The following is a 12,930-nucleotide window of genomic DNA, read 5'->3' as shown; positions in this document are numbered from 1 at the left end:
GCGGGGCCAGCTCTAACGGCCGCTGCAAGCGGTATCGTGCGCGGCACGCTCACAGGTGTGAGGGAGACGACAGGCGCTCTGCCTGTTTGTGAATCGACGCTGAATTGACCCCGCACGCGCGAAGTCAATCAAGCACTTGGGACGCCGATCGGCGTCCGGATCCCACGCCGATTCACCGTGTCTTCCGTCAGCGTCGAGCCTTGCAACCGCTTTACGAGCGCGCGGGGTTTCGTTGCACTCTGAGTAGAAAATTACTGTTGCAAACGTCTGGGTTGTGTGCAACCATAGGATTGGGCCTCAGAAACCCAAGCAAGATAGCATCAGTGGCCATCAATGGGCCAGCGTATAACGGCCCCGTTCGGTGGGACGGTGCTCCCATGTCGAAGGGGCACCCCAAAAGCACATTGGCCGTTCAGGATGACGGTTTCTGAACCCCGCCCGCACTGACAATTCAGGGGCCGGTCAATGAATCAGGCACAGCAGCAGAAGCCCTCTCCTGAAGACAAAGTTTCCGTCACCAAGGATAAGGACGCGGGCGCATGCGGATTGCAGCGCGATTTGCAGGATCGGTTGCAGCCGGCGCACGACGAGCCGGTGAGCGAGCCCGTCAGCGATAGCGCTCCCCATCCCGAAGCACCTGCAGGCTCGGGCCGCTGGGTTCGCCGCCTGCTCAAGGTCGGCATTGGCCTTGCGATCGTGGCCGTCTTCGGATGGCTGCCGCTGAAGGCCGTGCTGCAGACCTCGAGCGTCGAGGCCGTGGTCAACGCCAGGATCGTGACGTTGCGCTCGCCGATCGACGGTAAACGGTACGAGAGGCCCACGGAGCCACGGACTTGGTGCGGACGGCCTACGCACCGCGCTTGAAGCGTATAGGCATCCAGAACTGCCGGAGGGCCTCGACGGTTGCTGGAATGTTGCGCCAGGCGTTTTGGATGATGGGCTGCGTTCCCAGCGTGCGCCGGGCCGGGGGTAGCAAGGGTCGACCGGCGTCGTCGATGCAATGGACCAAGATCGGCCGCAGCATAAGGTGTTCGGTTCCATTCGGGGGGAGAAGCCGCGACCAGACGAGAAGCCGAAGCTTCATGACGGCGTAGAAGCCCATGCACCAGGGCTGCGGGTCGACTTCGCCGTCCGGTGATCGCACGAACAGCGGCTCGAAGCTCTCCGGTCTCGTCGACAGCGTCTCGCTGATAGCGTTGTGGCGCATCAGCGTGGCGGCGATTGCCGAGAACTCCTCGGTGTCGTGATTGAAGGCGTCGGGATCTACGCCGAGGAGCGGGCACACCCATTCCTCGGACGCCATCGAGACCGGCCCGGCGACGACCGCGGCCACCGCGCCATCGAGCATGGAGAGCGACGTCGCCCGCGGATGCCGAAGCGTCGGCGACCTGGCGCGCTTGCTGATCCATTGCCCGAGCCGTTCGAACGACATGGCATAGTCCGCCATCGTCGTCTTGCGTGCTTTTCGCGTTCCCCGCCCTTGCTTCGGCTTCGTCATGCCACGGCCCGCTTTTCGGCTTCGCGTGCGGCCTTCCAGTTCCAGGCCAGAAGTTCGTGAAGCTGGTTGGTCTTCGTGGCGCCGCTCACCATGCGATCGAGAACGTCGACGAGATACGCCTCGGGGTCGAGGCCATTCAATTTCGCTGTGTTAAGAAGCGAAGCGAGTATCGCCCAGGTCTCGCCCCCGCCTTCGTCACCACTGAACAACGAGTTCTTTTTTCCGATCGCAATTGGCCTGATCGATCGTTCGACCGTGTTGGTGTCCGGCTCGAGCCGCCCGTCATCCAGGAACGTCGTCAGGCCCTGCCAGCGTTCGAGCATGTAGTCGATCGCCTTGATGAGCGTCGAGCGGCGGGAGATCCCGTCCTTCACCGCGATCAGACGGGCCCTCAACGCCTCCATCAGCGGCTTCGTCTCGGCCTGTCGCGTCGCGCGGCGTTCCCCAGCATCGAGACCGCGGATCCTCTCCTCGATCGCGTAGACGGCCGCAATGCGCTCGATGACCTCCGCGGCGAAGGGTGAGTTCGTCGTCTTGTGCACCCTCACGAAGTTGCGGCGCGCGTGAACGAGACAATACGCCAGCTGGATCTGGCCCGACATCATCGCATCGCCCGCCAGCGAGGCGTAGGCGGCATAGCCGTCGACTTGCAGCACGCCTTCGAAGCCGGCTAACTGCGCCACGATCTCCTTTTTGCCGCGACCACCTGCGAACACGTAGGCGACCGCCGGCGGCGCCGGCCCCTTCCACGCCCGATCGTCCGTCGCGTGCGCCCAGAACTGGCAGATCCTCGTGCGGCCGCGTCCCGGATCGAGCACTGGCATCGGCGTCTCGTCGCAGAACAGCCGCTCGAAGCCGTGCATAGTCTTCAGTTGCAGATCGTAGAGGCCCCTGACCAGCCACGCCGCGCTCCCCATCCAGCGCGCCAGCGTCTGACGGTCGACGACGACACCCTGACCCGCCAGGATCTGCGTCTGGCGATAGAGCGTCGATTGCCAGGCATATTTGGCCGCGGCGATATGCGCGATCAGCGCCGTCGTTGCCATGCCGCCCTCGACGAGCCGCGCCGGTGCCGGGGCCTGGACAATCGGGCCCTCACAGGAGCGGCAGGCGTATTTTGGACGGATCGTGCGGAGCACGCGCAGCCACGCGGGAACCCGATCGAGCGCTTCGCTGCTCTCCTCGCCGATCCGATGCATCTGACCCGTGCAGCACGGGCACAGCGTGGACGCCGGCTCGATCACCCGCTCGACCCGAGGCAGATGCGCCGGCAGCGCGCCGATGTTGCGCTTCGCTTTGCGCCGCTCCGGCCGCGGCGCGTCCGGTTTGTCGTCATTGGCCGGGAGCTGTGAGCCGGCGGTCCGTTCCAGATCAAACGCGATCTGTTCGGCGCAGACGATCGCCGCGCGCTCCGATCGTGCGCCGAAGATCAGGCTCTTCAACGTGGCGATCTCTGCGCGCAGATCATCGTTCTCGCCTTCGAAAGCCAGCACCATCTCGGCAAGAGCCGCAGGGTCAGAGGGGAGATCTTCGGGGCGAAGCGCCATATCGCAGAGCTACACGAACGCACTCGCAATCGCCAGCAAAACAAGACGCTTCAGGCAACCTTCGTCGGCCGCTTCGTCACCTTCGGGACCACACGCGACCACTCCGCAAGACCTTCAATCAGCATCGCCAGTTGCGCCCCCGTCACCGGCATCGTACCCTCGCGAACAGGTGGCCAGGCAAAGCCCCCATTCTCCAGCCACTTCGTCGCTAGAACCATTCCCGAGCCGTCAAAAACCAGTAGCTTCAAACGATCCGATCGCTTCGATCGGAAGACATAAACGTCACCGCTGTAGGGCTTGCCGCCTAATCCCTCCGCTACCAGCGCGACAAGGCCATGAACGCCTTTACGAAAGTCAATCGGCTGCGTCGCGACGAACACACGGACCATTGGACCGAAAGAGATCATCGCGTCGATCTCACCGCCGCCAGCACGCGCTCCAGCGTCGCGGCGTCGACGCCGACGGGCACGCGCACCGTCGCGCCCGCGATCATCACCTCGATCCGCTCGGCCGGATCCGTCAGAACATGCGCCTTATCGATCGCGTTCGGCTGCGCCTCGACGGCGGCCTGGAGCCTGACTTGCACGAACTGCGGCGCTTCGCTCGACGCGAGCCGCGCCTGGCGCCGCCACACACTGAGCAGTCCCCGGTTCACCCCGTTGCGTCGAGCCACCTCGGAAATGCTCGTCTCCGGATCGGCACTCTCGGCCACGATCCGCGCCTTCTCCGCATCGCTCCAACTGCGCCGTCGCCTCTCCCCTGTGATCACCTCGATCCGCTGATAGGAGGCGGCATCATGCCCGTCTTGATGTCTGTCTTGATGCATGGAACGAGCGTCCCTCGCGTTGTCAAATCCACGCGCGAGTCTCGCTCATCCCGTCCACCTAAACGAGGTGGGGTCGTCGTACCGCTATCGATCGACGGCACCGTGAGCGCGAAGCCGCCGCAAGGCTCGAGGCAACTCAGCGTGGTCCATGAGGGCAATGCGATCCTTCATGTCGTCAACGCGCGCGGCGATCGCGTGCGGCTCGACGATCTTCGGCGGCAGATGTCCCGGATGGAAAATGAGCGCCCGAGTTTCGCCGCCAAGCTTGCGGCCGCCGAGACGGCGCAACAAGACCTTGCGCGCCAGGCGGCCCAGTTCCGCGACGGTCGCCTCCTCCAGCTCCAGGCGCGCATTGCCGAAATCCAGACCGCGATCGAGGCTGCGGCCGCGCGGCGGGAAGAAGCGACGGCGGCGGTTGAACGCGCCTCGTCGCTGATCAAATCGGGCAGCGTCTCGACGGTCGAAATGGCCCGGCTGACGCGCGAGCAGTCGATCGCGCAGCAGACCGAGATCGGCGCCCAGCGGCGGCTCGACGCCGCCAAGGTCGAGCTCACGGCGGCAAGGAACGGCACCTATCTTGGCGACAGCTACAATGATCGGCCGAGTTCCGCGCAACGCGAAGAGGAGATGCGCCAACGCGCCAGCGATCTGCGCGCCGATCTGACGCATGCCGATGCGGAGATCGACTGGCTCACCCACGAGATCGCATCCGAGCAGGTGCACTACGTCAACCGGGCGGAAGCCGACATCAAGGCCCCGGTCGCGGGACGCATCTGGGAGATGATGACGTCGCCCGGGGAGGATGTCAGAGCCGGGCAGCCCTTGCTCAAGCTGCTCGATTGCACCGGCGCCGTCGTCACCGCGAATGTCACCGAAGGCGTCTACAACCGCCTCCGGCTTGGCGAGCAGGCGAGCTTCGAGCCGAACGACGGCAGCGCGGCGATCCAGGGTGAGATCGTCAATCTCACCGGTGCGTCGGGCGCGCCCGCGAACCTTGCGATCAATCCGGACGCGCTGAACAAGGAGCCCTACCGGGTGACGGTCTCGATGCCGGCGCTCAACAGCACGGGCAAGGAATGCGCAGTCGGCCGCACCGGACGGGTGGTGTTCAACACGGATGCGGCAAAGCCATGATGGCGGCCTTTGCGCCCGGGCTGGTCGCCTTCGGCGCCTGCCTTGCCATCCTGCCTCTGCTCCAGCGCGAGCACACGCTCGCCCGCGTCATGATGACCGGCATGTCGTTCGTCCTGCTGCTCCACTATTTCGTCTGGCGGGTGACCCAGACCTTGCCGCCTCCGGGCCTCACTGCCGACGCGCTGGTCGGCTATCCCTTTGTGGTGGCCGAGGCGGCCTCGATGATCGCGGTGTGCCTGTCGTTGCTGTTCCTCAGCCGCACCATCGATCGCGCGCCCGAGGTCAATGCCATCCTGCGCCGATCCAAGGCGCCGACGGATGCCCCGCTCGTCGACGTCTTCATCTGCACCTACAATGAGGAGAAGGCGATCCTCGAGCGCACCATCATCGGCGCGACCGGGCTGAACTATCCCAACTATCGCGTCTGGGTGCTCGACGACGGGCGGCGGCTTTGGCTGCGCCGGCTCGCCCAGGAGCTCGGCTGCAATTATCTGACCCGTCCGGACAATCGCCACGCCAAGGCCGGCAACATCAATCAAGCGCTCCGGCACGTATCCGCCCTGCCGGATCGGCCGGAACTCATCTCGATCCTCGATGCCGACTTCGTCCCGATGCCGGACTTCCTGACCCGGGCGATCAGCCTGATGCAGGACGGCACCGTCGGCGTCGTGCAGACGCCGCAGCACTTCATCAATCCGGATCCGATCCAGACCAATCTCGCCGCGACCGACGTCTGGCCGGACGAGCAGCGCTTCTTCTTCGATATCCTGATGCCGGCCAAGGATGCCTGGGACACCGCGTTTTGCTGCGGCACCTCATCGTTGATCCGCTACTCCGGCCTGATGCAGATCGGCGGCTTCCCGACCGATTCGGTGACCGAAGACTATCTCGTCACGCTGCGGCTGAAGGAGAAGGGGCTGCGTACGGTCTATCTCAACGAGCGCCTGACCATCGGCCTCGCGCCGGAGGGATTGAAGGAATACATCACCCAGCGCGGGCGCTGGTGCCTCGGCTTCATGCAGATTTTCAGGGGCCGCAGCGGCCCGTTTTCCCGGCAATCGAAGCTCGCCTTCATGGACCGGCTGTCGCTGGTCGATGCCTTCATGAGCTGGGCCGCGGTCTATGGCACCAAGGTTTTCGGCCTGGTCGTACCCTGGCTCTATCTGCTGTTCGGGATCAAGGCGGTCCATGCCGACCTGTTCGAGCTTCTGAAATACTTCATGCCGTTCTATGTCTGGCACGCCTTCACGATGGCCTGGATCTCGCGCGGTCGCTCGCTCGCGATCATGACCGACGTCTCGCAATACATCGCCGCGCCCGCGGTCCTGAAGGCGGTCGTGACCGGCCTCGGCAAGCCGCAGGGCCATAAATTCAAGGTGACGGCCAAGGGCGGCGACCGCAACCGCCGCTTCATCGAATGGCCGCTGCTGCGGCTCTATGGCAGCGCCTTGTTGATCACGCTGCTGGCGATCGCCTACGCCTTCATCCTGCATCTGCGCGGCGAGGCCATCGCCTATGGCGGACTGGCGCTGGCCTGGAGCCTGTACAATTGTGTCGTGCTCGCCATCGTCTGCTTCATCTGCATCGAGCAGCCGCGGCACCGCAAGGCCGAGCGCTTCGAGCGCAACGAGCCGATCCTGATTCACGAAGGCGCCGAGCCGCGGCTGGTGCGGATGGCCGACATCTCGATTTCGGGCGCGCGCTTCATCGATCCCGCCCCGCCCGCCATCGGCGCCTTGATCAAGTGCAATGTCTACGGCCAGAGCGTGACCGCGACCGTTGTCCGCCGCACCCGCGACGGCTTCGGCGTCCGCTTCGAGGACGCGGTTGCGACGCGGATCAATGTCGTGCGCGCGTTCTATGCCGGCGAATATGTCCGCGCCTTCCACGGCGTGCGCGCGGCGCCGGTCGGCAAGGCGTTGCTGATGCGGCTGTTCGGCTAGAGCGGGCGGAGCGTCATGCTGCCGGCTTCGCCGCCTGGTCCTCGCTCGACAACAGATGCAGTAGCGCGCTCTTGATCGCGGCCTGCCGGGTCGGCGCGGTGATCTGGGCGCCGAGCAGGTCGGTGACATAGAACACGTCGCGGGCGCGCTCGCCGAAGGTCGCGACGTGCGCCGAGGCGATGTTGAGGTTGAGCTTCGAGATCGCGGTCGTCAGCTGGTAAAGCAGGCCGGGGCGGTCGAGGCCGGAGACCTCGATCACGGTGTAGCGGTCGGACCACTGGTTGTTGATGGTCACCTCAGGCTCGACGATGAACGGCCGCGTCTTGCTGCGCACCGCGCGTTTCGCCACCGCCTCGGGCAGCCTGAGCTTGCCTTCCAGCACCTGCTCGATCATCTCGCCGATCCGCGTCGCGCGGCGGCCTTCGTCATCGTCACGGTCGTATTCGCGCGAGATCGAGATGGTGTCGAGCGCGCGGCCGTCGGTCGTGGTGTAGATCTGCGCGTCGACGATGTTGGCGCCGGCCGAGGCGCAGGCGCCGGCGATGATCGACAGCAGCCAGGGATGGTCGGTCGCCAGGATCGTGAGCTCGGTGACGGCGCGGATAGGACAGCGTATCGATTGCGGATCGTGCGTTCGTGGCGATGGCCTCATGGTCGCCACGCCTCATAGCTTCGCAGGCGACGGTTATTCCGAAGCACTCGGTCGCGGGAACGGGGACCACGGACTTTCAGGGACATTTCCTCAAGGGCCGCGTCGGAACTTCTGTGGTCGACGGCTCGTTGTGGCCGCGCGGAGCCTCCCGCTTGCGCCCTTCAGTGGGCCTCGGCCGACCTCCAGCCACAGGCGGGAAAGGTCAACAGTCCCATCACGACTCTTGATCCATCGTATTTCTGCGCTATATCCGGGTTTCCCCTTACCCAATTGTGATCCGGTGAATGCATGACGACGTCAGATACGGCTGTGCATACGCAGCCCTTTCAAGCCGAGGTGTCCGAGCTGTTGCACCTGATGGTGCACTCCGTCTATTCGGAGACCGACATCTTCCTGCGCGAGCTTCTTTCGAACGCGTCGGATGCCTGCGACAGGCTCCGCTATGAGGCTATCGCGATCCCTTCATTACTTGGCAAGGGCGAGGCGCTGAAGGTCCGTATCATTCCGAATAAGCCGGCGAATACGCTGACGATCGCCGACAACGGCATCGGCATGGAGCGGCAGGAGCTGGTCGACCATCTCGGTACCATCGCCCGCTCCGGCACCAAGGCGTTCGTGTCGAAGCTGAAGGAGGCCAAGGACGGCCTCGGCCTGATCGGCCAGTTCGGTGTTGGCTTCTATTCTGCCTTCATGGTCGCCGAGAAGATCGTCGTGATCAGCCGCCGCGCCGGCGAGAGTGACGTCTGGACCTGGACGTCCTCCGGCGGCTCCGGATTCGAGATCGCCCGCGCCAGCGACGAGGACGCAGCGCGCGTGGCGCGCGGCACCGAGATCGTCCTGCACCTGAAGGACGACGCGAAGAAGTATCTCGAGACCTACGAGATCGAGCGCATCGTCGGTGCCTATTCCGACAGCATCCTGTTTCCCATCGAGCTTGTGCCCGGTGAGGGCGAGCCGCGCCAGATCAATTCGGCAAGCGCGCTGTGGCAGCGCTCGAAATCCGAGCTGACGGCAGACGACTACAAAAAGGCCTATCAGCAGATCGCTTCCGCCTTCGGCGATCCCGCGATCACGCTGCACTACCGCGCCGAGGGCCGCCACTCCTACGCCGTGCTGCTGTTCGCACCGTCGACGAAGCCGTTCGACCTGTTCGAGCCGAATCGCAAGGGCCGCGTCAAACTCTACGTCCGCCGCGTCTTCATCACCGATGATGCCGATCTGCTGCCGGGTTACCTCCGCTTCATCCGGGGCGTCGTCGACAGCGAGGATCTCCCGCTCAACATCTCCCGCGAGATGCTCCAGAACAATCCGCAGTTCGCGCAGATCCGCAAAGCCGTGGCGACCCGCGTCGTGTCCGAGCTCGAAAGCCTCGCCGAGAAGGACCCGGAGAATTTTGCCAAGATCTGGGATGCTTTTGGCGCGGTGCTGAAAGAAGGCATCTACGAGGATTTCGAGCGTCGCGAAAAGCTGCTGGCGCTGTCGCGCTTCACTACCACGTCAGGCGAGAAGCGCTCGCTCAAGCAGATTATCGCCGATTTCAAGCCGAACCAGACCGAGATCTATTATCTCGTCGGTGACAGCATCGAGCGACTGAAATCCAATCCGCGGCTGGAGGCCGCCACCGCGCGCGGCATCGAGGTGCTGTTGCTGTCCGATCCCGTCGACGCGTTCTGGACCTCGATGCCATCGGAGTTCGAGGGCAAGCCGCTGAAGTCCTTGAGCCAGGGCGACCTCAATCTCGACCTGATCCCACGCGTCGACGAAACGGACGAGGCGAAGGAGGACGAGCCGGCCGCCGATGAAGCGGCCACCATCGCCTTGATCAAGGCCGCGCTCGGCGAGCGCGTCAGTGACGTCAAGGCTTCCACGCGCCTCACCAGCTCCGCCTCCTGCCTCGTCGCAGGCACTGACGGCCCGAGTCGCGAACTGGAGCGCATTCTGTCGCAGCAGAACCGCGGCATGCGCACCAAGCCGATCCTCGAGATCAACCTGCGCCATCCGGTGGTGGCGGCGATTATCAGGGCAGAGGCCGGCTCCAAGGCCGTCGACGACCTCAGCCTGCTTCTGCTCGAACAGGCGCAGATCCTGGACGGCGAACTGCCGGAGCACGCGACGGCCTTTGCAGCAAGGCTGAACCGGCTGGTGCTGCAGGGGCTCGGTAGGTAGCCCAGACACGTGCCTCCGGGTGGATAGATGCAAGACCGCCGCCGCCAATTCGACGAATCTTCTCGCAACACACGGCCGGACCATACATAAGGTCACATCCTCAGAAAGACGCTCGAACTTCACAAGACGGCCGCCGCCGGAGGAATACGGTAAATGTCAGACAGTGCGGCATTCAGATAACGTCGTTGGGCAATTGACCGCAGGTCTCGGCTGCGCTCAGGCAAGTTGCCCGTTTTGACAGCATCTTAGGAAGCTCAACGCTTATAGCAGTAAGTTGAGCCGCTGTCCGGCATGGCCGAAGACCGTTTCGGGTCGATGTCCGGCACCGGCCGCGGCAGGTAGTACACGCTGCCGCGGCTGATGTTCAAAGCCTCCGCCTGCCTGGTGATCGACAGCTCGTGCTCACGGTCGATCATCGCTTTGCGCTCAGCAATCCCGCCTTGGTGAGCGCTCCTTCTAAAAAACTATGCGCGGCGCTGCGCTCCCCCTGTGGGATAGAAACGGACCGGCGCTAGCCCGTCTTATTCGCGAGAGGGCGCCTGAGAGGCTGGCGAGCGTGGTGTAAAGCGCTGATGCGGCGTAGGATTCGGTTGCGAAGCCACCCCATCACCTTCAACCGCGAACGCCACGCCCGCCATGACCGATGATACGATTTCAGACCACTATCGAGAAGCAAGAATTCAACACAAATAAAACCTCTGCCTCGCGCTCGATCTCTTCATGCTTGATAGTCTCGTTTCGGAGGCTGAGCACCTACCGCGTCTAATAGGCCGCTCGCGCCGGTTTCTTTGGACGCGGCACGACCGCGACTCCACGTTTCGGCACAGAAATGATCGGGAGTCACTCAATCTTTCTTCAACTTAACCCGTCTTATTCGTAAGAGTGCGCCTGAGGGGTAAAGCGCTGATGCGGCGTAGGATTCGGTTGCGAAGCCAACCCCATCACCTCCAACCGCGAACGCCACGCCCGCCATGACCGACGATACGATTCCGCCCTTCTCGTTTCCAGCCGTTCACGCCAAGAAAGTCACAGCTGCCTTCGATGGTGGGCGCCTAACCTCGAACGGGGGCGTGATGCTTCTGGCGATGGCCGAGCGGCGTCTCGGTTTGGCCAACAATCTGGCCCGGGTGTTCCCGGATCGGCGCGATCCGACGCGGGTCGTGCACAGCCTGGTCGATATGTTCCGCGCTCGCATGTTCGCGATCTGCTGCGGCTACGAGGACGCCGACGACCTCGATCATCTGAGGTCCGATCCGGCATTCAAGCTGGCCTGCGGTCGCCTACCGGACACGGGCCGGGATTTGTGTTCCCAGCCGACGCTGTCGCGGCTGGAGAATGCTCCGCGCCTGCGCGACGTGATCCGGCTGACCTACACTTTGGTCGACGCATGGATGGATAGCTACCCGCGCGAGCCGGCATCCGTCACGCTCGACATCGATGATACCTGCGACGTCGTCCACGGCCATCAGCAGCTCTCGCTGTTCAACGCTCATTATGACGAACGCTGCTTCCTGCCGATCCACGTCTACGACACGGAGAAGAGCCGGCCCGTGGCCGTCGTGCTGCGGCCCGGCAAGACGCCGGGCGGCGTCGAGGTGCGTGCCCATCTGCGCCGCCTGGTACGGCATATCCGGACGCGATGGCACAACACGCAAATTACGTTCCGTGGCGACGGGCACTATGCCCGGCCGGAGGCAATGGCGTGGTGCGAGACCAACGGCATCGACTACATCTTCGGTCTGTCCGGCACCAAGCCTCTCGCCAGAAAAGTCGACGAGGTCGCCGACGACATCCGCACGCGACGCGCCATCGAGAACCTGCCGGTTCTGCGTGGCTATACCGAGACGCGCCACAAGGCAAAGTCCTGGGATCGCGAACGGCGCACTGTCGCCCGTATTGAGGCGACGATGCTCGGCCTCGACATCCGCTTCGTCGTCACCAGCCTCGATGTCGGCTCGGCCGAGTGGATCTACGACAGCCTGTATTGCGCGCGCGGCCAAGCCGAGAATCTGATCAAGCTGCATAAGACGCAGCTCGCCTCCGATCGCACCAGCTGCCGTTCGGCGCTCGCCAACCAGGTCCGTCTCGTGCTCCATACGGCCGCTTATTGGCTGATGCTGACCGTGCGCGACGCCATTCCCAAAGCCCGGGAATTGGCCGCTGCCGAGTTCGCGACGCTGCGTCTTCGGCTCTTGAAAATCGCCGCCCGTGTCGTCGAGACCACGAGCCGCATTCGCCTTGCGTTTGCCGCGGCATGTCCCGAAGCCGACCTGATCTGCGGCTTGCCCGGCGCGCTGCTGCCGCTCGGTCCTTGACCGGCGGGGCGTCCGCCCCCGTTCGCCCAACCCATCCCTCAAGCGCGTTGCAAAGTACCGGTCGTCAGGCGGCGAAAAGCCGAAGGCAATCCTGTGCGCCTCGTCAGACAAGATGTGCGGCCGCATCAATCGGGCCCAAAAGCCGCACTCTCACGAATAGGACGGGCTAGATTGCCGACCGGGAGGGAGCGGCCGATACGATTTTGGTGGCACGCGACCCCGTTAAAAAACCTGGTCCATGGGTTGTCGCGCACTTGAGAGTGGTGACGCCATCCGGCGATCCCGTTTAGGAATCTGACGAATAGCGCAGCCCAGCCCTTCCGCCGCCGTCAGCAGGAGGATTAGAGATGAACCCCAAAAGATCGAAGTCGAAGAACGGAGGTAAGATGCAGATGGTGCACCCGGACGCGGCTGCCATCGACGTCGGAGCGACTATGCACATGGCAGCCGTGAGGGCAGATCGCGCACCGGAGCCAGTCCGCAGCTTCGGTACCTTCACGGCTGATCTGCATCGGCTAGTCGACTGGTTTACTGAATGCGGCGTCGAGACTGTCGTCATGGAATCGACCAGCGTCTACTGGATTCCGATCTTCGAGCTTCTCGATGCCCGGGGATTTAACGTGTTTCTTGTCAACGCGCGCGATGCCAAGCACGTGCCGGGGCGCAAGACCGATGTCAGCGATGCGCAATGGCTGCAGCGGCTCCATTCATTCGGGTTGCTGCGGGCCAGCTTTCGGCCCAAAGGGCAGATTGCCGAGCTGCGAGCCTACGTGCGTCAGCGCGAGCGTCTGCTGGAGTACGCGGCCTCACACAGAGCTGGCCCCGGTTGTTTGGACAGCGCCCCGCTGG

The 12,930-nt window shown here is 64.0% G+C and carries 8 protein-coding genes and 4 pseudogenes; 6 read left to right on the top strand and 6 right to left on the bottom strand.

What is annotated here, in order from left to right; genetic code table 11:
• Window positions 1-465: 465 nt before the first annotated feature.
• A complete protein-coding gene (locus ABIF91_RS43870) occupies window positions 466-864 on the top strand; it encodes a hypothetical protein (protein ID WP_424579880.1) in 399 nt (132 codons plus the stop codon).
• Here ABIF91_RS43870 and ABIF91_RS43865 read toward each other — a convergent pair.
• The 4 genes from ABIF91_RS43865 to tnpA are packed head-to-tail and all read right to left on the bottom strand — an operon-like array spanning window position 848 to window position 3,871.
• Window positions 848-1,498 (bottom strand): UPF0149 family protein, encoded by a 651-nt coding sequence (locus ABIF91_RS43865; protein ID WP_063712394.1) that lies wholly within the window; start codon window positions 1,496-1,498, stop codon window positions 848-850. The two genes, ABIF91_RS43870 and ABIF91_RS43865, sit on opposite strands and share 17 nt — an antisense overlap.
• Complete coding sequence (gene tnpC / locus ABIF91_RS43860) at window positions 1,495-3,045, bottom strand: IS66 family transposase (protein ID WP_035681142.1); 1,551 nt, start codon at window positions 3,043-3,045, stop codon at window positions 1,495-1,497. Before tnpC ends, ABIF91_RS43865 begins: the two co-directional genes overlap by 4 nt.
• Before the next feature lie 50 nt (window positions 3,046-3,095).
• On the bottom strand, window positions 3,096-3,452 hold the full coding sequence (gene tnpB / locus ABIF91_RS43855) for an IS66 family insertion sequence element accessory protein TnpB (protein WP_018273742.1): 357 nt from the start codon (window positions 3,450-3,452) through the stop codon (window positions 3,096-3,098).
• Window positions 3,449-3,871, bottom strand: coding sequence for an IS66-like element accessory protein TnpA (gene tnpA, locus ABIF91_RS43850; RefSeq protein WP_424578819.1), 423 nt, complete (start codon window positions 3,869-3,871; stop codon window positions 3,449-3,451). Before tnpA ends, tnpB begins: the two co-directional genes overlap by 4 nt.
• Before the next feature lie 90 nt (window positions 3,872-3,961).
• On the opposite strand from tnpA, the pseudogene ABIF91_RS43845 reads away from it, so the two are divergent.
• Both ABIF91_RS43845 and ABIF91_RS43840 read left to right on the top strand, forming a co-directional pair.
• A pseudogene (locus ABIF91_RS43845) lies at window positions 3,962-5,005 on the top strand (HlyD family efflux transporter periplasmic adaptor subunit); the annotation flags it as partial.
• Window positions 5,002-6,948 (top strand): glycosyltransferase, encoded by a 1,947-nt coding sequence (locus ABIF91_RS43840; protein WP_035678637.1) that lies wholly within the window; start codon window positions 5,002-5,004, stop codon window positions 6,946-6,948. The pseudogene ABIF91_RS43845 and the gene ABIF91_RS43840, both read left to right, overlap by 4 nt.
• Before the next feature lie 13 nt (window positions 6,949-6,961).
• Here the strand turns inward: ABIF91_RS43840 and ABIF91_RS43835 are convergent.
• Window positions 6,962-7,552 (bottom strand): annotated as a pseudogene (locus tag ABIF91_RS43835) (ACT domain-containing protein); the annotation flags it as partial.
• 336 nt (window positions 7,553-7,888) lie between these two features.
• On the opposite strand from ABIF91_RS43835, the gene htpG reads away from it, so the two are divergent.
• Window positions 7,889-9,766, top strand: coding sequence for a molecular chaperone HtpG (gene htpG, locus ABIF91_RS43830; protein WP_208089771.1), 1,878 nt, complete (start codon window positions 7,889-7,891; stop codon window positions 9,764-9,766).
• A gap of 311 nt (window positions 9,767-10,077) precedes the next feature.
• Here the strand turns inward: htpG and ABIF91_RS43825 are convergent.
• Window positions 10,078-10,230, bottom strand: a pseudogene (locus tag ABIF91_RS43825) (IS3 family transposase); the annotation flags it as partial.
• Window positions 10,231-10,737: 507 nt separating this feature from the next.
• Here ABIF91_RS43825 and ABIF91_RS43820 point away from each other — a divergent pair.
• Both ABIF91_RS43820 and ABIF91_RS43815 read left to right on the top strand, forming a co-directional pair.
• Window positions 10,738-12,081 (top strand): IS1380-like element ISBdi2 family transposase, encoded by a 1,344-nt coding sequence (locus ABIF91_RS43820; protein ID WP_208086440.1) that lies wholly within the window; start codon window positions 10,738-10,740, stop codon window positions 12,079-12,081.
• Between the two features lie 347 nt (window positions 12,082-12,428).
• Window positions 12,429-12,893 (top strand): annotated as a pseudogene (locus ABIF91_RS43815) (IS110 family transposase); the annotation flags it as partial.
• Between the last annotated feature and the right edge of the window lie 37 nt (window positions 12,894-12,930).

The organism is Bradyrhizobium sp. USDA 241 (assembly GCF_049739505.1).
Classification (GTDB): Bacteria; Pseudomonadota; Alphaproteobacteria; order Rhizobiales; family Xanthobacteraceae; genus Bradyrhizobium; species Bradyrhizobium liaoningense.
The sequence above is the reverse complement of the archived record's forward strand: the minus strand, read 5'-3'. Positions and strand labels throughout refer to the sequence as shown.

Bases quoted from the DNA above. Each gene is read 5' to 3' on its own strand.
- ABIF91_RS43870 (WP_424579880.1), top strand. From the start codon at position 466: ATGAATCAGGCACAGCAGCAGAAGCCCTCTCCTGAAGACAAAGTTTCC.
- ABIF91_RS43865 (WP_063712394.1), bottom strand. From the start codon at position 1,498: ATGACGAAGCCGAAGCAAGGGCGGGGAACGCGAAAAGCACGCAAGACG.
- tnpC (WP_035681142.1), bottom strand. From the start codon at position 3,045: ATGGCGCTTCGCCCCGAAGATCTCCCCTCTGACCCTGCGGCTCTTGCC.
- tnpB (WP_018273742.1), bottom strand. From the start codon at position 3,452: ATGATCTCTTTCGGTCCAATGGTCCGTGTGTTCGTCGCGACGCAGCCG.
- tnpA (WP_424578819.1), bottom strand. From the start codon at position 3,871: ATGCATCAAGACAGACATCAAGACGGGCATGATGCCGCCTCCTATCAG.
- ABIF91_RS43840 (WP_035678637.1), top strand. From the start codon at position 5,002: ATGATGGCGGCCTTTGCGCCCGGGCTGGTCGCCTTCGGCGCCTGCCTT.
- htpG (WP_208089771.1), top strand. From the start codon at position 7,889: ATGACGACGTCAGATACGGCTGTGCATACGCAGCCCTTTCAAGCCGAG.
- ABIF91_RS43820 (WP_208086440.1), top strand. From the start codon at position 10,738: ATGACCGACGATACGATTCCGCCCTTCTCGTTTCCAGCCGTTCACGCC.